Here is a 20,807-nt window from a genome sequence, read left to right as displayed (position 1 = left end):
TCAGTTGAAGGATTTGGAAACTTAACACTCACCAGACTTAACCAGCCAACTTCGCCTTGACCTCGGCGGCAATCGCCTGGGGCACCGGCTCGTAATGATCGAACACCATCGAGAACGAGGCGCGGCCCTGCGTCATCGAACGCAGTGTGTTCACATAACCGAACATGTTCGCCAGCGGCACAATGGAATCGATCGTGCGCGCATTGCCGCGCTGATCCATGCCCGTTACCTGCCCGCGACGGCTGTTCAAATCGCCGATCACGTCGCCCATGAAATCTTCGGGCGTGACAACCTCAACCTTCATAACCGGCTCGAGCAGCGTCGGGCCCGCCTGCGGCATGCCTTCGCGGAAAGCCGCGCGCGCGGCGATTTCGAACGCCAGCGCCGACGAGTCGACATCGTGGTAAGCGCCGTCCGTCAGCGTCACCTTGAAATCGATGGTCGGGAAGCCGGCAATCACGCCGTTATCCTTGGCAGACGCCAGACCCTTTTCGACGCCGGGGATGTATTCCTTCGGCACCGAACCACCGACAACCTTGCTCTCGAACAGGTAGCCGGAACCCGGGGGCAGCGGCTCGAAATCGAGGATCACGCGCGCGAACTGGCCCGAACCGCCGGACTGCTTCTTGTGCGTGTAATCGACCGTCTTCTTGCGCGAAATGGTTTCACGATACGCAACCTGCGGCGCGCCCACATTGGCATCGACCTTGAAGTTGCGGCGCAGAATGTCGATCTTGATGTCGAGGTGGAGTTCGCCCATGCCCTTGATGATGGTCTGGCCGGTTTCCTGGTCCGTGCTGATACGGAACGAAGGATCTTCCTGCGCCAGGCGCAGCAAAGCCGTGACCATCTTTTCCTGATCGGCCTTGGTTTTCGGCTCCAGCGCCATTTCGATGACCGGGTCCGGGAATTCCATCTTTTCCAGCACGATCGGCTTGGCGGAGTCGCACAGCGTGTCGCCGGTGCGGACATCCTTCAGTGAAGCCAGTGCGACGATATCGCCTGCGAAAGCTTCCTTTGCCTCTTCGCGCGAATTGGCATGCATCAACAGCATGCGGCCTACGCGTTCGCGGCTCTCTTTGATCGAGTTCTGGACATAGCTGCCGGCCTGCAGCGTACCCGAATAGATACGCACGAAGGTCAACGAACCGACGAAGGGATCGTCCATGATCTTGAACGCGAGGCCGGAGAACGGCGCTTCATCGGTGGGGGGACGCGAATCTTCCTCTTCCGTACCGGGCTTGAAGCCCTTCACGCTGCCCACATCCGGCGGCGAAGGCAGGAAGTCAACGACGCCGTCCAGCAACGGCTGCACGCCCTTGTTCTTGAAGGCGGAACCGCAGAAAATCGGGAAGAACTTGCGTGAAAGCGTGCCCTTGCGGATGCAGGCGCGCAGGGTTTCAACCGAAGGCTCCTTGCCGTCAAGGTATTCGGCCATCGCCGTATCGTCCATTTCCACGGCGGTTTCCAGAAGCGCGTGCCGGTATTCGGCCGCCTTTTCCTTCATGTCGGCAGGAATCTCGACTTCTTCGAACTTCGCGCCCAGCTCTTCACCCGACCAGATCAGCGCCTTCATTTTCTGCAGATCGACAACGCCCTGGAATTCGGTTTCCGAACCGATCGGCAGCTGCACGACCAGCGGGGTTGCGCCAAGGCGGCTCTTGATCATATCGACCGTGCGGTAAAAGTTCGCGCCGGTACGGTCCATCTTGTTCACGAAGCAGATGCGCGGAACATGGTACTTGTCGGCCTGGCGCCAAACGGTTTCGGACTGCGGCTCCACGCCGGCGACGCTGTCATAGACCGCAATCGCGCCGTCAAGCACACGCAGCGAGCGTTCGACTTCGATCGTGAAGTCAACGTGGCCGGGGGTGTCGATGATGTTGAAGCGGTGCTGTTGATCGCTGCGGGTCCAGAAACAGGTGGTGGCCGCAGACGTAATGGTGATGCCGCGTTCCTGTTCCTGCTCCATCCAATCCATCGTGGCGGTGCCTTCGTGCACTTCGCCGATCTTGTAGGATTTGCCGGTGTAGTAAAGCACGCGCTCGGTCGTCGTCGTTTTACCGGCGTCGATATGCGCCATGATGCCGAAGTTGCGATACAGGTTGATGGGTGTCTGGCGGGGCATTGCTCTCTGTCTTTCTTACCAGCGGAAATGCGAGAAGGCCTTGTTGGCCTCCGCCATACGATGCGTATCTTCGCGCTTCTTGATGGCGGTGCCGCGATCATTGGCCGCATCCATCAGTTCGCCGAACAACTTGTCCACCATGGTGGTTTCCGAACGGTCGCGCGCGGCGGCAATGATCCAGCGCATGGCAAGCGCCACACCGCGATCGGGCCGCACTTCAACCGGCACCTGATAGGTGGCGCCGCCGACACGGCGCGAACGCACTTCAAGATGCGGGCGGACCTTGGTCAGCGCATTCTTGAAGACTTCGAGCGGGTCGGTCTTCGATTTGGCCTTGATCTTGTCCAGCGCGCCATACACGATCCCTTCGGCAACTGATTTCTTGCCGTGAACCATGAGGCAGCTCATGAACTTGCTGACCAGGATCTCGTTGAACTTCGGATCCGGCAAGACTTCTCTTTTTTCTGCACGACGACGACGCGCCATAATTCCTGTCTCCCCTTACTTCGGACGCTTGGCGCCGTACTTCGAACGGCGCTGCTTGCGGTCTTTCACGCCCTGCGTATCGAGCGTGCCGCGGATGATGTGGTAACGGACACCGGGCAAATCCTTGACGCGGCCGCCGCGGATCATAACGACCGAGTGTTCCTGAAGATTGTGGCCTTCACCCGGAATGTAGGCGATCACTTCGAATCCGTTGGTAAGGCGAATGCGCGCAACCTTGCGAAGCGCCGAGTTCGGCTTCTTCGGCGTGGTCGTATAAACGCGCGTGCAAACGCCGCGCTTCTGCGGGCAGCGCTTCATCGCCGGCGCTTTGCTCTTCATCGCGTATGCTTTGCGGCCCTTGCGGACCAGCTGATTTACCGTTGCCATATTCCCTGTCCCTCAACCGGTTCAGTACATTTCACAAAGACAAAACCCACAGCGAGGCGACATCATTTGCCGCTTCGTGCAGGGTAAACTTCTAACACCGCGCGACCTGCAGACCGAAACTTCCGGCCGCCGTTCATCGCCATCGGCTATGTTCTCGTTTGCAACATCCGGATCCGCGTCTAGCCTGGCATTTCACGAAGTAAAACTGGGGCTACCACCGGTCCCAAAAGGCACGCGCTTTCTAGGGGATATGCCTAGGGCACGTCAAGCGAAGATTAAGGGATTTTAACTTTCTTGCGCCGCAAGGCACGCACTTGTTTCAATATTTCCTTGCCAGATTTAGCGCCAGTATTACTATCTTTTCCGATCAAGAGATTATTTAATAAAAATTAAATATATAAATCAATATGTTATAAGGTTTTTTAAGATGGGCTTGGTCCGCAGAACCATAGATATAGGGGTTGCCGCGCCGGCACTCGTGCTCTCGGCTCCGCTTATATTATTCGGCATAGCCGCCACCAGAATGACAACGCCTGGCCCCGGTCTATTCCGGCAAACGCGCTACGGGCTGCATGGCAAGCCTTTCACAATATACAAGATTCGTTCGATGACGAACGATGTGGATGCCGCAGGCTCTCTGCTCCCCGATCAGGATAGGTTAACGCCAACGGGAAAATTCCTGCGCCGATGGAGTATCGACGAGCTGCCCCAGCTCTGGAACATCGTTAAAGGCGATATGACATTGATCGGGCCGCGCCCGATGCCCGTGGAACACGATATTCCCGGCTTCAAAGATCGTTACCGGGCCAAGCCCGGGCTAACCGGGCTTGCGCAGGTACAAGAACGAGGCCGCTATTCGATGAAGGCAAACCCCGAACGCCGGCTACAATACGACCTTATGTATGTCGCAAGGGCTGGCAACTTCTGCCTGAATATGTGGATTGTGTGGAAAACAATCACGACCGTATTTGGCGGCAAGGATACGAACCCGCCGCCACGGGGCAATACACAGCCGCCGGATTTTACCCCCCGGGCATAAAATGCTACCCTGTCTGTACGGCAAAATTACATTCACACCCGCCTTGTTTGCACACGGAATCACAGACACGAAGGACTGATGGCCAAAACACCCCTGCACCGCCTGCCAAGGCTTTATATAGAAACGCCGCTGGCGCCGGGGCCCGAGGTCGCCTCATCGGAAGAGCAACTGCACTACCTTAAAAACGTTATGCGCCGTGAAATCGGCGACGAAGTCCTGCTCTTTAACGGGCAGGATGGCGAATGGCACGCCTCGATCAAATCGCTCAGCAAGGACCGCGCCTTTTTCGGGCTGATCGAACAAACCCGCAAGCAGGCGCACGAACCCGATGTGTGGCTGTTCTTCGCGCCGCTCAAGCGCGCTCATACCGATTTCATGATCGAGAAAGCAAGCGAGCTGGGCGCGGCGCGGCTTTGCCCGGTGATGACGGCGCACACGAATGCCGAACGCGTGAACACCGACCGCCTGCGCGTCATCGCCATCGAAGCGGCGGAACAATGCGAACGCCTGAGCATCCCGGAAGTTGCCGAACCCGTGACGTTCGACGCCATGATAAAAAATTTCCCGCCCGACCGCGTATTGCTGTTTTGCGCCGAAGCGGGCGCCGTCATGCCCATCGGCGAAGCGTTGCGCAAACTTGCGCCCGCCGGGCTTACATGGCGCAAGGCCGCGATCCTGATCGGCCCCGAAGGCGGCTTCAACGAGCAGGAACTGCAGGCCGCACGTGCCTTGCGTGGCACGGTCGCCGTAAGCCTCGGGCCGCGCATTTTACGGGCAGACACCGCCGCCATCAGTGCGCTAAGCTGCTGGCAATCGTTTCACGGTGACTGGCCGCAAGCCACCGCCGCCCGGCCAACCTATTCCTGATAACCGCACATATGGCGCTGTCTAACGATTTCCTTGGCGATCCGGTGACCGACCGCCGCCAGCTTACCGCCTATATCGCTGACGGCTGCAAGCCGAAGGCCGAATGGCGCATCGGCACGGAGCATGAAAAATTCGTCTTCAACACGGCTACGTTTGCACCCACGGGCTATGACGGCCCCGCCGGCATCCGCGCGCTCATGCTTGGGATGAAGGCATTCGGCTGGCAAGAAGTGTTCGAAGGCAAAAACCTTGTCGCCATGAAGCGCGGCCAAACAACCATTTCACCCGAACCGGGCGGGCAGTTTGAACTGGCGGGCGCGCCGCTCGCGAACCTGCATGAAACCGCGGCCGAGATCGACCAGCATTTCACCGAGGCACGGCAGGCAGCGGCGGAACTCGGGCTCGGGTTCCTCGGGCTCGGCTTTCACCCGACCGCGAAGCGCGAAGACATACCGTGGATACCGAAGGGCCATTACGCGATCATGCGCAAATACATGCCAAGCGTCGGCACGCTCGGGCACGACATGATGCAACAAACCTGCACCACGCAAGTGAACCTCGATTACGCCGACGAAGCCGACATGGTTTTGAAAATGCGCGTGGCGACGGCACTGCAACCCATCGCCACTGCACTTTTTGCCGCCTCGCCCTTCACCGAAGGCCAACCGAACGGTTACGCCAGCTACCGCATGCACATATGGCAGGACACCGATGCCGCGCGCTGCGGCATGCCGGAATTCGTGTTCGAAGACGGTTTCGGTTTTGAACGCTATGCCGATTACGCGCTTTCCGTGCCCATGTATTATGTGCGTCGCGGCGGCGGCTTCATCGATGCAAGCGGCCAGAGCTTCGCCGATTTCATGGCCGGCAAGCTGCCTGCCCTGCCCGGAGAAACGCCGTATATCGGCGATTGGCTTAACCATCTCGGTGTTCTCTATCCCGATGTGCGGCTGAAAAGTTTTATGGAAATGCGCGGGGCCGATGCCGGCACGGTCGAAAGCATCCTCGCGCTGCCAAGTTTCTGGACCGGCATTATGTATGACAGCATCGCGCTCGATGCCGCATGGCAGCTTATAAAGGTCTGGTCGGCGGAAGACCGCGCCGCGCTGCACCGCGATGTGCCGAAGCGCGGCCTCAAAACGCCGGTCGCGGGCAAAACGGCGGCATGGTACGCGAACGAAGCCGTCAAGCTGGCGCAGCAGGGCTTGCGCCGCCGCGCCGTGCGGCTGCACGGCATGGCCGACGAAACCCGCTACCTCGACCGGCTTTTCATGATCACCGAAGGCGAAATGAGCTACGCGGACGATCTGTTGATGCGCTTTGAGCACTTCTGGAAAGGTGATATAAGCAAGGTGTTCGAAGATTGCCGTTTGTAACGGAGAAGCACCATGGCCGACGAACCCGTCAAACAACTGGAAATGCGTAAAAACCTGAACAGCATGCTGATTCCCAGCGATGTGTTTGAAGGTTACCGGCCGGATCGCGTGCATTGGGGCGGCGGCGTCGCCAGTTTGAAAAACCCCGGCCTTGCGGTCACCAACACGGCGCAAAACATCGCGGAACGCAAACGCGCCTTCAAGGCCGCGCAGGACGCGAACAAGGAAAAGAACAGCTAGGTCGGCAGGAGACGCGCAATGCTTTCCCAAATAGAGGGACTCATCATACTGGCCGTTTTTGGCATAGCCATGATTGGCTTAACATGGATAAAGACTCATACAGAACGGCACGCCGATGGCTTCCTCGTAGCCGACAGGAAAGTAGGCATATGGCAGGGCTCCTTTAGCATAGCCGTAACGTGGGTTTGGGCCCCGGCAATTTTTGTCTGCTCCCTACAGGCTTATAATCTCGGCTTGCCCGGCGTTTTTTGGTTTATCGCACCCAATATCGCCTGCTTTTTCCTGTTTGCCTTTCTAGCCATACGGCTGAGAAATGTTATGCCAAAGGGATATACGATCCCCGAATACGTTGCCGAGAAATACAAGAACGGCAAGGCGGGACATATAATATTCATCATCGGTAATTTCTTGTATCTCGGCAGCGCGATTGTTGCCAATGCCAATGCTGGCGGCATACTGTTGAACGCAGTGAGCGGGATCGACACCCGTACGGCAATTATCGGCATGGGCGTCATAGCCCTGTCATACTCCCTGTTAAGCGGCCTTAAGGCCTCCATATTCACCGACGTTCTGCAAATGATCATGGTGCTTGGGCTCGCACTAATCATTGTTCCCATGGTTTTCTTTGAAGCGGGCGGTTTATCCGTTTATCTTGAGGGGCTAGGTGGGGCGGACGGAACCCATAAGAATTTGTTTGACCTTGATGTCGCGTTGACTTTTGGCATTCCGGCAACAATTACCTTGATGACCGCCCCTATTGCCGACCAGATGTTTGTGCAACGCGCCTTTGCCGTGAAGAAAGAAAATATAAAACCCACTTTCATGTATGGCGGCTTGTTGTTCGGGCTGGTTCCCATAGCCCTATCCGCCCTCGGCTTCATAGGCGCCACATTGGCTGCGCAAGGGCACATCACGGTCGATAATCCTGAAATGGTTGCCCCGGTCGTGATCAATCACCTTCTACCACGGGCAGCACTGTATGCATTCGTTCTCATGGCTTTTGCAGGCTTGTGCTCGACGCTGGATTCCGCCTTGTGTGCCATGAGCTCTATTGGCGGCATTGACATATATAAGCGCTATATAGCGCCAGAAGCAGGGGACAAGAAACTATTGATGGCGTCACGCATGACCATGCTGACCGTCGGCGTACTAAGCATTCTTATTGCGCTGACCAATCCAAAAATACTTTGGGTGTTTATGTTGAACGGCGTTATTACCGCGACAATGTTCTTTCCCATCGTGCTTTCACTGTACTGGAAGCGCATGAATGGCAAGGGGTTGGCATTCGCCGTTGGCTCCGCACTGCTTATAGGCCTGCCATTCTCAATTTACGCCAATATCAAGGACGATGGCATGCTTGTCATGATAGCCTCCCTGACCACCATTTCAATCAGCCTGATCGTCTCCGTGCTATTTGGGCTTGCGCAGAAAAAATCGGCGCCCTAAACCCCCGCGCCGCCCACGGTCATTGCCTCGAGCCGCATGGTCGGCTGGCCGACGCCCACGGGCACGCTTTGCCCTTCCTTGCCGCAAGTGCCGATACCGGCATCGAGCGCGCTGTCATTGCCGACCATGCTGATCTTTTTCAGCGCCTCGAACCCGGTGCCGATCAACGTCGGCCCCTTTACGGGGCGACCGATTTTACCGTTCTCAATTTCATACGCTTCCGAAGCGGAAAACACGAACTTGCCGGATGTAATATCCACCTGCCCGCCGCCGAAATTCACGGCATAAAGCCCCTTCTTCACCGAAGCGAGGATCTCGGCCGGGTCCTGCGTACCTGAACGCATGATCGTGTTGGTCATGCGCGGCATGGGTTTGTGCGCGAAGCTTTCGCGCCGCCCGTTGCCGGTGGGCTTCACGCCCATCAGCCTTGCGTTCAACCTGTCCTGCAAATAGCCGACCAGCTTGCCGTCCTCGATCAAGGTGGTGCATTGCGTGGGCGTGCCTTCGTCGTCGATCGTGAGCGAACCGCGGCGCTGATCGAGCGTGCCGTCATCCACCACCGTGACGCCCTTGGCCGCCACTTGCTGCCCCATCAGCCCGGCAAAGGCGGATGTTTTCTGGCGGTTGAAATCGCCCTCAAGCCCGTGGCCGATTGCTTCGTGCAACAAAACGCCGGGCCAGCCGGGGCCAAGCACGACCGTCATCTCGCCCGCCTTTGCCTCGACCGCCTCCTGATTGACCAGCGATTGACGAAGCGCTTCATCCACCTGCTTTTGCCAATGTTCTGGCGCAAAATAACGTTCATAGCCGGTGCGGCCGCCCGCACCGTCGGAACCGGCCTCAAGCCGGTCGCCGTTCTTGGTCACGATCGAAAGGTTCAGGCGCACGAGCGGGCGGATATCGGCCCCGCGCCAGCCGTCGGCGCGCATGATCTGGACCGCTTGCCAGCTGGCAAGCAACGAGATGCTGACCTGATGCACGCGCGGGTCGCGGGCGCGCGCATAGGCGTCTATTTCCTGCAACAATTTAATTTTTTCCTCGAACGCCTTGCTCTGCAACGGGTTCTGGTCGTCATACAAATGCCGGTTGGTGCCGACGGGCTGTGCCGCCAGCGTGCCGCTATACCCCTTGCTGACCGCGCGCACACTGTCGGCCGCGCGCCGCAGCGCCTTTGCGTCCAGCGCGGCGGCATGGGCGTAGCCGGTCGCCTCGCCCGCCACAGCGCGCAGCCCAAAACCCTGCGCCGTATCGAAGCTTGCGTTCTTCAGCTTGCCGTCATCCCATACGAAACTTTCCGATTGATGATATTCAAGAAACAATTCGCCATCGTCGCAACCCGCAAGCGCCTGCTTAACGGTGCGCTGCGCCGTATCAATATCGAATCCGGTTGAACCGAAAAAGATCCGGTCCGTATGTTGCAGGTTATTCGTTGCCATCGAGCACATCCTTCACCTTGCTGGCCAGCTGCTTGAGCGTAAAGGGCTTGCCGAGAAAGTAAACCACCTCGCCTGCCTTTAGCTGGTCGCGGAATTTATCTTCCGCATAACCGGAAATGAAGATCACCTTCAGCTTCGGCCAATCGTCCTTGATCTTGCTATACAACGTCGGCCCGTCCATCTGCGGCATAACGACGTCGCTGATCATGAGCTCAAGCGTTTTGCCTTCCTTCTCGATCACCGCGAGCGCTTCCTCGCCGTTACGCGCCTCAATCACGTTGTAACCCTTGTTGCGCAGCGCACGAGAGGAGAAAATGCGCACCGCATCTTCGTCCTCGACCAGCAAAATGTTGCCGGAACCCGTAAGGTCGGCGGCCTTTTCGGGCGCTTCCTCGACCGCCGCTTCCTCAACCGCCTTGCCGTCACGAATATGCGCGGGCAGGTAAACCATGAATTTGGTGCCGCGGCCAACCTCGCTCTCAAGATTAATAAAGCCGCCGGTCTGGCGGACAATGCCGTACACGGTCGAAAGCCCGAGCCCGGTGCCGTGGCCGACTTCCTTGGTCGAAAAAAACGGTTCGAAGATACGTTGCTGGATTTCCTTGGGGATGCCGGTGCCGGTATCGCTCACTTCGATCAACACATACTGCCCCGCCGGCATTTCGTCCTGCCTGCGCAGAATCCCCACAGCCTGCTTGTGGTTGCTGGTTTTTACCGTGATGGCGCCGCCCTGCGGCATCGCGTCGCGCGCATTGACCACAAGATTGACGATCACCTGTTCGAGCTGCATCTGATCGACCTTCACGGGCGCGAGATCGCGGCCGTGAACCATCTCCAGCCTGATGGTGGGGCCGATCAGGCGGCGCAGCAGGTTGGAAAGCTCGGCCAGCACATCGACCATACTAAGCACCTTGGGCTGCAAGGTTTGCTGGCGCGAAAAGGCCAGCAATTGCCGCACAAGATTGGCGGCGCGGCTGCCGTTCTGTTTGATCTGCATGATGTCGGCGAAGCTCTGGTCGCCCGGCTTGTGCCGCTGCAGCAAAAGATCGCAGAAGCCGATCATGGCGGTCAGCAGATTGTTGAAATCGTGCGCGATACCCCCCGCGAGCTGGCCGATGGCCTGCATTTTCTGCGATTGCGCGAACTGCACCTCGAGCCGTTTTTGCTCGGTCGTGTCGATGAAATAAAGCACCAAGCCGCCTTCGGTCACGTTCGGGTCGGTACCCTGCCGGGTCAGCGCCGGGGCATCGAAGCGTTTCACATATATAAGCACCGCCACGTCGCGGTCGGCGATCAGATGCACTTCAAGCGGCTTGACGAAATCGCGGCCGCCCAGCACGTCGCGCAGCTGCGTTTCCGCAGCATCACGGCTATCGCTTCTGATCAGTTCGGTCAGCGGCAGATTGATCAGCGCCTCGCGCGTGCGGCGCAGCAGGCTAACAAGCGCCTGGTTGCATTCCATCACGTTCAAATTCATATCCACCAGCGCGACGCCGATGGGCGCCTGCGCGAACAAACGCTGAAAACGCTGTTCCGATTGCAGCAGCGCTTCTTGCCATTCGCGTTCCGGCGTCAAATCGCGGACGATCGAGCGGGTACGCAGCATTTTGCCGTCGTCGTTCGTCACCACGGTTTGCGTGATCGCGACCGGCAACAAGCGTCCGTCCTTGCTGGTCATCACGACTTCGCCGCGGCGCTCGCCTTCCATGCCGGGCACAATCGCGTGCGGCGCGATTTCCTTCGATGGCGCGTTGATCACATCGTGCAGCCGCACATTATTACTGATCAATTCTTCCGCCGAACTGCCAAGCCATTCCGCCAGCGTGCGGTTGACGAAACGGAAACGCCCGTGCTGATCGACCGAATAGATACCAACAGGCGCGTTGGCCATGAAGTCCACCAGCTTGGCTTGCTCTTCGCGCATCGCGCGTTCCATACGGCGGCGCTCGCTCACATCTTCAAGCCGCCATTGCAGGTAATTGGGCCAGCCGGTCAGCTGGCGCACGGTGATGCGGCGCCATTCCACCATCCTGCCGTTGCGCATCACCGGCAATTCGGCCACCGCCATCTGGCCGGCGCGGGCGGTTTTTTGCAATTGCTTGAATTCCGCCGCCGCCGCCTGGTTGTCGGCGAAGCGGCCCGCCAGCGCATCTTCCGCGTTCTGGTCGCTGATATCGATCCAGCCGATGAAGGCGCGATTGGCCAGAACGGCGTTACCGGATTCGTCCGTGATTGCCTGCGGGATCAGCACGCTATGGAACGCTTCACGCAGCAAAATTTCCTGCTGCGCATGGTTGCGCGCCTGTATCAAAATCCATAGCGCGCTGCCGGCCGATGTCACCGCAAGCACGAACAGCGGCCCATAGACCAGCGGCGAGGTTATCTCGGGCGCGACCAGCGAAAGAAAGACGGTAAAGATACCCACGACCGCAAGGATGCCGCAGGCGAGCAGGCCGCGCGTGATCCAGCGTATCGATGGCACGGCGGTCGCGGCCGCAAGCGATAATTCCTGCACCGAAGGCTGTTTTTGCAGTTGCGGCTTCATATCCAGCATTCGCTAGGTTTTTTTGCGCTTGATCTTGTAAACATAGGAAATAATCTCCGCCACAGCCCGATAATGCTGCGCCGGTATTTCCTGGTCAACCTCGACCGTTTTATAGAGCGCGCGCGCCAGCGGCGGGTTGGCCACCAGCGGAATATTGTGTTCGCTTGCCAGCTTGCGAATACGTTCTGCTACCGCATCGACCCCCTTGGCCAGCACCATCGGCGCATTCATACGGCCCACGTCATATTTCATGGCAATGGCATAATGGGTTGGGTTGGTGATGACCACATCGGCCTTGGGCACCTGCGACATCATGCGCTTGCGGGCCTTTTCCATGCGAAGGCGCGCGAGGCGGCGTTTGATCATCGGATCGCCTTCCGATTGCTTGTATTCGTCCTTCACCTCCGACTTGGTCATGCGAAGGCTCTTGTGGTGCGTATAGCGTTGGTAGATCAGATCGGTGACGGCAATGATTGTGACGATAACCATAATGAGAAGCAGGAGCTTGAACGATTCATGCGTGATGGCCTCCAGAACGCCCAGCATGTCTTTGCCGACATAAAGCGCCATTTGGTCGAAGAATGGCCGCAGCAGCATGTATGCCGCGCCGCCAACCACGAACAGTTTTATGATGCCCTTGAACAGCTCGAACAAGGCGGCCGCGGAAAATATCTGCTTAAAGCCCTTGGCGGGAGATAAGGCGCCAAGCGATGGTTTGATCGGATCAAGCGATGCGAAAAACCCGGTCTGTATGATTGTGCCAGTCACAGAAGCGACCAACAGCACAAAAAAGATCAACAACACGGCAAGGCCGACTTCGAGCGCAACGGCGCCAAGAACATTCTGCAAGCCCTGATCGCCGACACGGATCTGGTGCGGCAGTTCGAAGAACACGCGCAACGCCATCAATATCTTTTGCCCGACCATCGGCATAATCACGGTAAGCGTGACGATGATACCGGCAAACTGGAACCAGTTGCCAACCTCACGGCTGACCGCAAGCTGCCCTTTGTCGCGCGCTTCTCTAAGCCGTTTACCGGTAGGCTCTTCGGTTTTTTGGTCTTGGTCCTGGTCTTCTGCCATGGCTCCCTGCCCCCGCTACCAGCCAAGCTGGCGTAATTCATCCATGAATTGCTGCAACCAGTATAAAAGCACGCCGCCAATCGTGACGCCGAAAAGCGATATCCCGACCCCGATGTGAAGCGGCATCGAAAGTGTGAAAATTTGTATCTGCGGCATCAATCGCGCCACGACACCGAATGCGACCGAAACCAAAGTGCCTACGATAATGAAAGGTGCGGCCATTTCCGCGCCCAGCGCAAAGGAACGGTTTACGACCCGGATAATCGTGGCATAGATGTCGTCCATCACAATTTCTTTTCCCGGCATGAACACGTCATATGTACCGATAACGCCGCGCAGCAACGTGCTTTCAAGCCCGGTCGCAAACAGAAACGCCACGGCCGCAATACTTAGAAATGCGCCGGAAAAGGTGCCCTGCGTCGCCAATGTCGGGTTAAAGATACTGGCGTTCGACAGCGACATTTGCATCGATATGAACGTACCGCCGATCTCGAGCGCGCTCATCATCAGCCGCAGAATGGTCCCGAAAAACAGGCCGATCAGCACTTCATGCATGACCAATAAAGCAAACTGCGCCGGCTGTTCGGGTTGCGGCGGCAGCATATCGGCCACAAGCGGCAAACATACAAATGTAAACACAAGCGAAAACAAAAGCCGCACGCGGGTATTGACGAACGCTTCACCGATACCGGGGAACAGCATCATGATCACGCCGACGCGCGTGAAGATCAGCAGGAATGCGAAAACCTGGCCCGAAAGGAGCTGGCCAATATCAAGCGACATTGCGCGCCCCGTTCATGTATCAGCCTCCGCCGCCATGAACGATCTTATCCGTCAGCATATGGGTAAAGCTGGTCAGCGTCGAAAACATGAACGGCAATAGCCAGATTGTAAGCGTGAAGGTCACGACAATCTTCGGAACGAACGTGACCGTCATTTCCTGAATGTGTGTGATCGCCTGAACCAGCGAGATGACGACGCCCATGATAAGCGAAGCCATCAGGATCGGGCCTGATACCTTGAACATCACCATGATCGCGTCACGGCAAATTTCTATGACTTCTGTTTCGGTCATGTGCGGGCGCCAGAAATCCGGGGTCGGTAAAGCGAATCAATATAACACAAAAAGCCGCGCCCGATAGCTTGAAGGGCCTTTATCAGGCCCGCAGCTATACGCCCATACGGATGATTTCCTGATAGGCCGAAACCACGCGATCGCGGATCGAAACGACCGTCTGAAGCGTCATTTCCGCCTTATTCACGGCCATCACCACGTCTGTCAGGTTGGCCTTGCCGACCGCACCGGCGGCCGTGGTTTGTTCCGCCTGTTTCAGCGAGTCTATCGTTTCGTTCGAAAGCTTCTCAAGCAGCTCTCCGAAACCGCCGCTTTCCTTGCTGGCGGCCGGCTTGGCCCCGGCAATACCGGAAATGCCGTTGACCTGGCGGTAAGCGCTCAGCGCGTCAGATACGTTCATGACCATGGTCTATCCCCCTTAGTTTCTCAGCAGATCGATCGTGCGCAGCATCATGCCGCGCGAAGCTTCGATCACGTTCAGGTTCGCTTCATAGGAACGTTGCGCGTCGCGCATATCCATGACTTCTACCAGCGGCTTCACGTTCGGCAGCAACACATAGCCATCTTTGTCGGCGGCCGGGTGGCTGGGGTCGAAACGGCGAGTAAAATCGCTCATATCGGGTTTGACGCCGGAAACCGTAACCTTGTTGGCGTTCATTTCCTTGTCGAACACCTGGCGGAAGGTCACGACCTGGCGGCGGTATGGGTCTGCGCCCGGCGCGTCCGCCGTTGTGTTCGCGTTGGCCATGTTCTGGGCGATGACGCGCATGCGCTGGCCCTGTGTTTGCAGACCGGAAGCCGCAATGCCCATTACCGTATCAAGATCGCCGCTCATGCTGCTTCATCCTTCCTACTGCTGCTTGCCCATGGCAAGACGGAACATCCCGTGCCACTTTTTCAAAAGGCCCGTCATGGCCTGATATTCCACGGCCGTGGATGAAATCTTGGTCATTTCCGTTTCAAGATCGACCGCATTGCCCGAAAGGCTGGTCTCCGTAGAGCCAACAACCTTCTCGACAATGCCCGGCGCCAGTTCGGCCCGGGTCTGGATATGTCTGGCGTTGGTCAGCTTCGGCGCCACCATAACTTGCTGCAAGGTGGTCTTGAAATCGGGCTCCACAAGGTCGCGCGCCTTGTAATTGGGCGTATCGGCGTTGGACACGTTTTCGGCCAGCACCCGCTGCCGCTCGTTCAGCCAGGTCATCCGGTTGGCCATAAGGCCTACAATGCCTTTTTCTGCATCCATTACCCGTTCCCCTAAATATCAACCCCCTGCTTTTACAGGCGGTTTTCTTCCCACAGACCCATTTTCCGCTTTCCGGTTTTAAGAAAGCGTAAAAACGTCTAAAATTTTAAATAAATGTGATTCATCAAGAGTTTGCAGATGGCCAATAACCCGGAAAATCCCAAGGCAAAGCCCGCCCCGCAACAAGTTGCGGTCGCCATCAAGCAAAGCGGCAGCGCCGAATCGTTGCCCAAAATTGCCGCCAGCGGCCGCGGTTTGCTGGCCGAACAGATCCTCGAGCTCGCTTTCGAGCACGGCGTGAAGGTGCGCGAAGATGCCGATCTTGCCGAAATCCTCGCCACGCTTGATATCGACAGCGACATCCCGAGCGAGGCCATCGTCGCGGTCGCCGAAATTCTCACCAGGGTTTACGAAGCCAACGCGGCGATGGCCGCACGTGACAACGTGCGCCCGCTGGAGCAAACTCCGGATAGCGATTCACCCGGCAGGAACGATCCATGACAGAACCGGCCAAGGCCACCCGCGAGGAGTTTGAGGAAGAGCTAAGCACGCTTTCCGATGCGTTCCGTGAAACCCGCGATTTGCTCCGGCAAGGCCAGCAGGTAGATCTATCGGGTCTGGACGAGCGCATCAACAGCTTTTGCGAACGGTTGATGGGCAGTGACGATGCGACCAAGCAAGGCCTGCTGCCCGGCCTTTCCTCTATGTTGGTCGAACTTGAACAGCTTGAAAACCAGCTGCGCCGCGCGCAGGATACGTTCGAACGCAGCCGCGCCGCGGGCGCTTACGGCAACGCGCCCGGCGCGGAACCCGACGACAAAGACAACAAATAACGCAAGCGACCCGCATGGACATGTCCAGCTACATACAATTCGCTCTGGCGCTTACGTTCGTCCTGTGCCTGATATGGTTCCTCGCCATCGCGGCACGGCGCTGGCAAGAAAGGGGCCTGCCGATTTTCCGCCAGAACAACCGCCGCGTCCGGGTGATCGAGGTTATGCCTGTCGATACGCGCCGCCGCGCCGTGCTGATCCGCCGCGATGACCGCGAACACCTTATTCTTATCGGCGGCGGCAACGATATCGTGATCGAAAGCGGCATCACGCCGCCGCCCGCCGCAACCGCAAGCAAGGAAAGCCCCACACAACCGTCATGAAACCCGGCAAATCCAGATTTTCCACAGCCCGCCTTCTCGGCATCGTCGCCGGGGCCGGGCTCGCGCTCCTGATCGGTTTCTACAGCGCAGACGCCATCGCCCAGACACTGAACATCGATCTAGGCGGCGGCGCCACTGCCACCGCGCGCATCGTTCAAATGATCCTGCTGGTGACGGTCCTGTCGCTGGCGCCGTCCATCCTCGTGATGGTTACGTCCTTCACCCGCATCGTCGTCGTGCTTTCGCTGCTGCGCAGCGCGCTCGGCGTGCAACAAACGCCGCCAAACGTCGTGATGGTCAGCCTTGCGCTGTTCCTGACGCTCTTTATCATGCAACCGGTGTTCGAACAGGCATGGAACAACGGCGTGCAACCGCTGATGGACGACCAGATCAACGAAAAAACGGCGTTTGAGAAATCAGTCGAACCGTTTCAGGCCTTCATGCTGCAGCACACGCGCCCGCGCGACCTTCAACTCTTCATGGATCTCGGCAAGGTGGCGGATGTAAAGGAAGCCAAGGAAACGCCGCTGCGCGTGCTGATCCCGTCCTTCATGATATCGGAACTAAGGCGCGCGTTCGAAATCGGCTTCCTTCTGTTCCTGCCGTTCCTTATTATCGATATGGTGATCGCGTCGATCCTGATGTCGATGGGCATGATGATGCTGCCGCCGCCTACCATCTCGCTGCCGTTCAAGATCATATTTTTCGTGCTGGTTGACGGCTGGTACCTTGTCGCCGGCAGCCTCGTGCAAAGCTACGGGTGACCGCCCGCGTTAATGCTTGCCTTCTTCGCTCTCGATGAAGCGGCGCAACGCATCTTCGGCGCTTTCATAAAGACGTGCGACCTTGGCCCAGATAGCGTGCAGCTCGTTATGCGGTTGCGGTAGGGTTTGCATGGCTCGATTCTCCTCCTTTGAAGGAATCAGCCATCATTATATTGCGGCGCAGCAAAGAAACCGTGAAGGAAAGATTGGATTTGAGCTAAATGCTATTCCGCTGCGTGCGGGATGCTGTTTTCGCTGTCTTTTTCCGGTGTCCACTTCAGCACAGGCTGGCGCGCGGCGCGGGTTTCGTCCAAACGGCGGCGCGGCGTATAGTGCGGCGATTGCTTGAACATATCCACCTTGCCCGCGTGCGCCTGCGCCGCAAGATCGCGCAACGCGGCAATGAAGGTATCGAGCGTTTCGCGGCTTTCGGTTTCCGTCGGCTCGATCAGGAACGCGCCGTGCACCACAAGCGGGAAATACATCGTCATCGGGTGGAAGCCGCGATCGATCAGCGCCTTGGCGATATCAAGCGTGGTCACGCCCGTATCTTTCAAGAACCTGTCGTCGAACAGCGCTTCGTGCATGCACGGGCCCTTGAACGGCGCGCTCATAACATCCTGCAGGCTCGCAAGGATATAGTTGGCGTTCAAAACCGCATCGCTCGCGACCTGCAGCAACCCGTCCGCGCCGTGGCTAAGCATATAGGTCAACGCGCGCACGAACATGCCCATCTGCCCATGGAAACCCTTCATGCGGCCGAACGGCTTTTTGCCTTTCGCGTCTGCCGCATGTTCGACAAGGCCGTACGCATCGCCCTGCCGCACGACGTAAGGCAGAGGAACATAAGGCGCGAGGCTTTCGGCAAGCACAACAGGGCCCGAACCCGGCCCGCCGCCGCCATGCGGCGTGGAAAATGTTTTGTGCAAATTGATATGCATCACATCGATGCCCAGATCGGCCGGGCGCACGCGCCCGACGATGGCGTTGAAGTTCGCGCCGTCGCAATAGAAATAACCGCCCGCCTTGTGCACCATGTCCGCGATTTTGATCACATCCGGTTCGAACAGGCCGCAGGTGTTGGGGTTGGTCAGCATGATCGCAGCGACATCATCCCCCAGCTTCGTTTCAAGCGCGGCAAGATCCACGCGCCCCTGCGCAGTGGCGGGGATGGGATCGACCGTAAAACCGAGCGCGGCGGCCGTGGCCGGGTTGGTGCCGTGTGCCGATTCCGGCACCAGCACGCGCGTGCGCTTTTCGCCGCGCGCATCGAGCGCGGATTTGATCGCGGCCATGCCGCAAAATTCGCCGTGCGCCCCGGCACCGGGTGACATCGCCACGGCGGGAAGCCCCGTCAGCTTCATAAGCCAATCCGCCAGCTGATCGATCAGTTCGAGCGCGCCCTGCACCGTCGCTTGCGGTTGCAGCGGGTGCAGATCGGCAAAGCCGGGCAGCCGCGCCATTTTTTCATTCAGGCGCGGATTGTGTTTCATGGTGCAGGAGCCGAGCGGGTAGAAAACGCTGTCGATCCCGAAATTTTTCTGGCTGAGCCGCGTAAAATGCCGCACCACCTGCGGTTCGGAAAGGCCGGGCAGGCCGATTTTACCTTCGCGCCGTACGGACCCGAGCCGCGGCTTGTGCTTCGGCACGGGCGGCAGATCAATGCCGCAACGGCCTTCGGCGCCGCGCTCAAAGATCAAGGGTTCTTCCAGATGCAGCCCGCGGTTGCCTTCCGCCGCCGCAAGAGCGGCGGGGCTGGAAGGGCGGCCGGTGCTGTTCATGCCGGTCATGCGCACACTTCCCGCAGCGCGGCCGCGAGCGCGTCCATGTCCGCTTCGCTGGTCAGCTCCGTCGCCGTCACCAGCAAAAGATTTTCCATATCCTTGTTGCCCGGATACAGGCGGCTGGCCGGCACGCCGGCCAGAAGCGGCCGCTTAGCCAGCGCATCCACTGCCGCGGCGGCTGGCCGGGGCAGCTGCACCGTGAATTCGTTAAAGAAGCTGTCGTTCAAAACCTTGCAGCCCGGCACTTTATCAAGCCGTTCGGCCAGCAGGCAGGCATGGGCGTGGTTCAGATCGGCCAGCTTGGTCAGCCCCGCCTCCCCCATCAGGCTAAGATGGATCGTGAAGGCAAGCGCACAAAGGCCTGAATTTGTACATATATTGCTGGTCGCTTTTTCGCGGCGAATATGTTGTTCGCGGGTTGAAAGCGTAAGCACAAACCCGCGCTTGCCTTCCGCATCCACCGTTTCCCCGCACACGCGGCCGGGCATCTGGCGGATGTATTTTTCCTTGCAGGCGAACAGGCCCACATAAGGCCCGCCGAAGTTCAAGCCGTTGCCGATCCCCTGCCCTTCGGCCACCACGATATCGGCGCCCATCGCGCCCGGCGGCTTGACGAGGCCGAGCGAAACGATTTCGGTTACCGCCACGATCAGCAGCGCGCCCTTGGCGGCGCAGGCGCCGGCAAGCGCGGTGTAATCGTGCAGATTGCCGAAAAAGTCCGGATTCTGGACCACGACGCAGGATGTTTTATCGTCGATCTGCGCGGCGATATCTTCCACTCCGCGCGGCGCGGGCGGCAACGCTTGCAGCGAAAAGCCGGTGGTGCGCGCCATCATTTCCGTCACTTCGCGGTAATGCGGGTGCAGGTTGCCGGAAATCACCGCCTTGCTTCGCCGCGTCACGCGGTTTGCCATCATCACCGCTTCGGCACATGCGGTCGGCCCGTCATACATCGAAGCGTTGGCGACATCCATCGCCGTCAGCATCGCAACCTGCGTCTGGAATTCGAACAGATATTGCAGCGTGCCCTGGCTCACTTCGGGCTGGTAGGGCGTATAGGAAGTCAGGAATTCGCCGCGCAGCAAAATATGATCGACGCTCGCGGGCACATGGTGACGATAAGCGCCCGCGCCAAGGAAGGAAGGGCATGAACCCGCCGCCACATTGCGCGCCGCAAGCGCGCCGACATGGCGTTCGACCGCATATTCCGATTGATGCAACGGCAAGTCATGCACCGCACCCTGCAAACGGGCGGCTTCGGGCACATCGCGGAACAGGTCATCGACGGAACCGGCGCCGATTTTCGCCAGCATGGCGCGGCGGTCGTCATCCGTCAGCGGTAAATAACGCATACCCCAATATCCTTGCTAGGAAGCCAATCCCTTCACGTAATCCTGGTAGGCGGCTTCATCCATCAAACCATCGGCCTGCCCGGCGCTCGCGGGCTTGATCTTGAAGAACCAGCCATCGCCCGTCGGCGCGGCGTTGACCTTGGCCGGCTCGCCGGAAAGGTTGTCGTTCACGCCAACGACCTCACCCGCAACGGGCGCATAAACCTCGCTCGCGGCCTTGACCGATTCCACAACCGCCGCCTGATCGCCCTGTTTCACCTGTTTGCCTACCGCCGGCAATTCCACATACACGACATCCCCGAGCGCCTTCTGCGCGTAATCGGTGATACCGCATACGGCGACATCGCCCTCGATCCTCACCCATTCATGGTCTTTGGTAAAACGCAGCGTGCTCATA

At 58.4% G+C, this 20,807-nt stretch carries 23 protein-coding genes; 9 read left to right on the top strand and 14 right to left on the bottom strand.

Annotated elements, in window-relative coordinates; all coding sequences use genetic code 11:
- Nucleotides 1-37: 37 nt before the first annotated feature.
- Genes fusA through GC131_03460 form a run of 3 tightly spaced genes read right to left on the bottom strand, consistent with a single transcriptional unit; the run spans nucleotide 38 to nucleotide 3,001 of the window.
- Complete coding sequence (gene fusA / locus GC131_03470) at nucleotides 38-2,128, bottom strand: elongation factor G (protein MBI1273129.1); 2,091 nt, start codon at nucleotides 2,126-2,128, stop codon at nucleotides 38-40.
- A gap of 15 nt (nucleotides 2,129-2,143) precedes the next feature.
- Nucleotides 2,144-2,614, bottom strand: coding sequence for a 30S ribosomal protein S7 (rpsG, locus tag GC131_03465; GenBank protein ID MBI1273128.1), 471 nt, complete (start codon nucleotides 2,612-2,614; stop codon nucleotides 2,144-2,146).
- A 15-nt stretch (nucleotides 2,615-2,629) separates the two neighbouring features.
- Nucleotides 2,630-3,001 carry a 30S ribosomal protein S12 gene (locus GC131_03460; GenBank protein ID MBI1273127.1) on the bottom strand — a complete coding sequence of 124 codons (372 nt, stop codon included), beginning with the start codon at nucleotides 2,999-3,001 and terminating at the stop codon, nucleotides 2,630-2,632.
- 427 nt (nucleotides 3,002-3,428) lie between these two features.
- Between GC131_03460 and GC131_03455 the strand changes: the two genes are divergently transcribed.
- From GC131_03455 to GC131_03435, 5 genes are all read left to right on the top strand, one after another.
- Nucleotides 3,429-4,040, top strand: coding sequence for a sugar transferase (locus GC131_03455; protein ID MBI1273126.1), 612 nt, complete (start codon nucleotides 3,429-3,431; stop codon nucleotides 4,038-4,040).
- 78 nt (nucleotides 4,041-4,118) lie between these two features.
- Complete coding sequence (locus GC131_03450; protein ID MBI1273125.1) at nucleotides 4,119-4,907, top strand: 16S rRNA (uracil(1498)-N(3))-methyltransferase; 789 nt, start codon at nucleotides 4,119-4,121, stop codon at nucleotides 4,905-4,907.
- 11 nt (nucleotides 4,908-4,918) lie between these two features.
- A complete protein-coding gene (locus GC131_03445; protein MBI1273124.1) occupies nucleotides 4,919-6,283 on the top strand; it encodes a glutamate--cysteine ligase in 1,365 nt (454 codons plus the stop codon).
- Nucleotides 6,284-6,295: 12 nt separating this feature from the next.
- Nucleotides 6,296-6,523, top strand: a complete 228-nt coding sequence (locus GC131_03440; GenBank protein MBI1273123.1) for a hypothetical protein — start codon at nucleotides 6,296-6,298, stop codon at nucleotides 6,521-6,523.
- A gap of 18 nt (nucleotides 6,524-6,541) precedes the next feature.
- The gene (locus tag GC131_03435; GenBank protein ID MBI1273122.1) at nucleotides 6,542-7,969 is read left to right on the top strand and encodes a hypothetical protein; all 1,428 of its coding nucleotides are present in this window, start codon (nucleotides 6,542-6,544) and stop codon (nucleotides 7,967-7,969) included.
- Here the strand turns inward: GC131_03435 and tldD are convergent.
- From tldD to flgB, 8 genes are all read right to left on the bottom strand, one after another.
- A complete protein-coding gene (gene tldD / locus GC131_03430) occupies nucleotides 7,966-9,405 on the bottom strand; it encodes a metalloprotease TldD (GenBank protein ID MBI1273121.1) in 1,440 nt (479 codons plus the stop codon). The two genes, GC131_03435 and tldD, sit on opposite strands and share 4 nt — an antisense overlap.
- Nucleotides 9,392-11,959: a PAS domain S-box protein gene (locus tag GC131_03425; GenBank protein MBI1273120.1), complete on the bottom strand. Its 2,568-nt coding sequence runs from the start codon at nucleotides 11,957-11,959 to the stop codon at nucleotides 9,392-9,394. Before GC131_03425 ends, tldD begins: the two co-directional genes overlap by 14 nt.
- A 3-nt stretch (nucleotides 11,960-11,962) precedes the next feature.
- Complete coding sequence (gene flhB / locus GC131_03420) at nucleotides 11,963-13,033, bottom strand: flagellar biosynthesis protein FlhB (protein ID MBI1273119.1); 1,071 nt, start codon at nucleotides 13,031-13,033, stop codon at nucleotides 11,963-11,965.
- Between the two features lie 15 nt (nucleotides 13,034-13,048).
- On the bottom strand, nucleotides 13,049-13,816 hold the full coding sequence (locus GC131_03415; protein MBI1273118.1) for a flagellar biosynthetic protein FliR: 768 nt from the start codon (nucleotides 13,814-13,816) through the stop codon (nucleotides 13,049-13,051).
- Nucleotides 13,817-13,835: 19 nt separating this feature from the next.
- The gene (locus tag GC131_03410; GenBank protein ID MBI1273117.1) at nucleotides 13,836-14,108 is read right to left on the bottom strand and encodes a flagellar biosynthetic protein FliQ; all 273 of its coding nucleotides are present in this window, start codon (nucleotides 14,106-14,108) and stop codon (nucleotides 13,836-13,838) included.
- A gap of 94 nt (nucleotides 14,109-14,202) precedes the next feature.
- A complete protein-coding gene (gene fliE, locus GC131_03405) occupies nucleotides 14,203-14,514 on the bottom strand; it encodes a flagellar hook-basal body complex protein FliE (GenBank protein ID MBI1273116.1) in 312 nt (103 codons plus the stop codon).
- Nucleotides 14,515-14,526: 12 nt separating this feature from the next.
- Nucleotides 14,527-14,943, bottom strand: coding sequence for a flagellar basal body rod protein FlgC (gene flgC, locus GC131_03400; GenBank protein MBI1273115.1), 417 nt, complete (start codon nucleotides 14,941-14,943; stop codon nucleotides 14,527-14,529).
- Nucleotides 14,944-14,958: 15 nt separating this feature from the next.
- Nucleotides 14,959-15,354: a flagellar basal body rod protein FlgB gene (gene flgB, locus GC131_03395; protein MBI1273114.1), complete on the bottom strand. Its 396-nt coding sequence runs from the start codon at nucleotides 15,352-15,354 to the stop codon at nucleotides 14,959-14,961.
- Nucleotides 15,355-15,492: 138 nt separating this feature from the next.
- Here flgB and GC131_03390 point away from each other — a divergent pair, with 138 nt between their 5' ends.
- From GC131_03390 to fliP, 4 genes are read left to right on the top strand one after another with little or no spacing between them, the layout of a single operon-like run.
- A complete protein-coding gene (locus tag GC131_03390; protein ID MBI1273113.1) occupies nucleotides 15,493-15,855 on the top strand; it encodes a flagellar protein FhlB in 363 nt (120 codons plus the stop codon).
- Nucleotides 15,852-16,187: a hypothetical protein gene (locus GC131_03385; GenBank protein MBI1273112.1), complete on the top strand. Its 336-nt coding sequence runs from the start codon at nucleotides 15,852-15,854 to the stop codon at nucleotides 16,185-16,187. The genes GC131_03390 and GC131_03385 overlap by 4 nt, the downstream gene beginning before the upstream one ends.
- A 14-nt stretch (nucleotides 16,188-16,201) precedes the next feature.
- The gene (locus GC131_03380; GenBank protein ID MBI1273111.1) at nucleotides 16,202-16,510 is read left to right on the top strand and encodes a hypothetical protein; all 309 of its coding nucleotides are present in this window, start codon (nucleotides 16,202-16,204) and stop codon (nucleotides 16,508-16,510) included.
- Nucleotides 16,507-17,274 carry a flagellar type III secretion system pore protein FliP gene (fliP, locus tag GC131_03375; protein ID MBI1273110.1) on the top strand — a complete coding sequence of 256 codons (768 nt, stop codon included), beginning with the start codon at nucleotides 16,507-16,509 and terminating at the stop codon, nucleotides 17,272-17,274. Before GC131_03380 ends, fliP begins: the two co-directional genes overlap by 4 nt.
- Before the next feature lie 224 nt (nucleotides 17,275-17,498).
- Here the strand turns inward: fliP and GC131_03370 are convergent, their stop codons facing one another.
- The 3 genes from GC131_03370 to gcvH are packed head-to-tail and all read right to left on the bottom strand — an operon-like array spanning nucleotide 17,499 to nucleotide 20,806.
- Nucleotides 17,499-19,064, bottom strand: coding sequence for an aminotransferase class V-fold PLP-dependent enzyme (locus tag GC131_03370; protein ID MBI1273109.1), 1,566 nt, complete (start codon nucleotides 19,062-19,064; stop codon nucleotides 17,499-17,501).
- Complete coding sequence (locus GC131_03365; GenBank protein MBI1273108.1) at nucleotides 19,061-20,410, bottom strand: aminomethyl-transferring glycine dehydrogenase subunit GcvPA; 1,350 nt, start codon at nucleotides 20,408-20,410, stop codon at nucleotides 19,061-19,063. The genes GC131_03370 and GC131_03365 overlap by 4 nt, the downstream gene beginning before the upstream one ends.
- A 15-nt stretch (nucleotides 20,411-20,425) precedes the next feature.
- Nucleotides 20,426-20,806 carry a glycine cleavage system protein GcvH gene (gcvH, locus tag GC131_03360; protein MBI1273107.1) on the bottom strand — a complete coding sequence of 127 codons (381 nt, stop codon included), beginning with the start codon at nucleotides 20,804-20,806 and terminating at the stop codon, nucleotides 20,426-20,428.
- Nucleotide 20,807: the final 1 nt, after the last annotated feature.

This window comes from Alphaproteobacteria bacterium (assembly GCA_016124955.1).
GTDB lineage: Bacteria > Pseudomonadota > Alphaproteobacteria > UBA9219 > RFNS01 > RI-461.
The sequence above is the reverse complement of the archived record's forward strand: the minus strand, read 5'-3'. Positions and strand labels throughout refer to the sequence as shown.

Excerpts from the sequence above, each read along its gene's own strand:
- GC131_03425 (MBI1273120.1), bottom strand. The coding sequence starts at position 11,959 with ATGCTGGATATGAAGCCGCAACTGCAAAAACAGCCTTCGGTGCAGGAA.
- GC131_03445 (MBI1273124.1), top strand. The coding sequence starts at position 4,919 with ATGGCGCTGTCTAACGATTTCCTTGGCGATCCGGTGACCGACCGCCGC.
- fusA (MBI1273129.1), bottom strand. The coding sequence starts at position 2,128 with ATGCCCCGCCAGACACCCATCAACCTGTATCGCAACTTCGGCATCATG.
- flgB (MBI1273114.1), bottom strand. The coding sequence starts at position 15,354 with ATGGATGCAGAAAAAGGCATTGTAGGCCTTATGGCCAACCGGATGACC.
- GC131_03415 (MBI1273118.1), bottom strand. The coding sequence starts at position 13,816 with ATGTCGCTTGATATTGGCCAGCTCCTTTCGGGCCAGGTTTTCGCATTC.
- tldD (MBI1273121.1), bottom strand. The coding sequence starts at position 9,405 with ATGGCAACGAATAACCTGCAACATACGGACCGGATCTTTTTCGGTTCA.
- GC131_03450 (MBI1273125.1), top strand. The coding sequence starts at position 4,119 with ATGGCCAAAACACCCCTGCACCGCCTGCCAAGGCTTTATATAGAAACG.
- fliE (MBI1273116.1), bottom strand. The coding sequence starts at position 14,514 with ATGGTCATGAACGTATCTGACGCGCTGAGCGCTTACCGCCAGGTCAAC.
- flgC (MBI1273115.1), bottom strand. The coding sequence starts at position 14,943 with ATGAGCGGCGATCTTGATACGGTAATGGGCATTGCGGCTTCCGGTCTG.
- GC131_03385 (MBI1273112.1), top strand. The coding sequence starts at position 15,852 with ATGACAGAACCGGCCAAGGCCACCCGCGAGGAGTTTGAGGAAGAGCTA.
- gcvH (MBI1273107.1), bottom strand. The coding sequence starts at position 20,806 with ATGAGCACGCTGCGTTTTACCAAAGACCATGAATGGGTGAGGATCGAG.
- GC131_03460 (MBI1273127.1), bottom strand. The coding sequence starts at position 3,001 with ATGGCAACGGTAAATCAGCTGGTCCGCAAGGGCCGCAAAGCATACGCG.
- GC131_03390 (MBI1273113.1), top strand. The coding sequence starts at position 15,493 with ATGGCCAATAACCCGGAAAATCCCAAGGCAAAGCCCGCCCCGCAACAA.
- GC131_03380 (MBI1273111.1), top strand. The coding sequence starts at position 16,202 with ATGGACATGTCCAGCTACATACAATTCGCTCTGGCGCTTACGTTCGTC.
- GC131_03410 (MBI1273117.1), bottom strand. The coding sequence starts at position 14,108 with ATGACCGAAACAGAAGTCATAGAAATTTGCCGTGACGCGATCATGGTG.
- fliP (MBI1273110.1), top strand. The coding sequence starts at position 16,507 with ATGAAACCCGGCAAATCCAGATTTTCCACAGCCCGCCTTCTCGGCATC.
- GC131_03435 (MBI1273122.1), top strand. The coding sequence starts at position 6,542 with ATGCTTTCCCAAATAGAGGGACTCATCATACTGGCCGTTTTTGGCATA.
- GC131_03365 (MBI1273108.1), bottom strand. The coding sequence starts at position 20,410 with ATGCGTTATTTACCGCTGACGGATGACGACCGCCGCGCCATGCTGGCG.
- flhB (MBI1273119.1), bottom strand. The coding sequence starts at position 13,033 with ATGGCAGAAGACCAGGACCAAGACCAAAAAACCGAAGAGCCTACCGGT.
- GC131_03440 (MBI1273123.1), top strand. The coding sequence starts at position 6,296 with ATGGCCGACGAACCCGTCAAACAACTGGAAATGCGTAAAAACCTGAAC.
- rpsG (MBI1273128.1), bottom strand. The coding sequence starts at position 2,614 with ATGGCGCGTCGTCGTCGTGCAGAAAAAAGAGAAGTCTTGCCGGATCCG.
- GC131_03455 (MBI1273126.1), top strand. The coding sequence starts at position 3,429 with ATGGGCTTGGTCCGCAGAACCATAGATATAGGGGTTGCCGCGCCGGCA.
- GC131_03370 (MBI1273109.1), bottom strand. The coding sequence starts at position 19,064 with ATGACCGGCATGAACAGCACCGGCCGCCCTTCCAGCCCCGCCGCTCTT.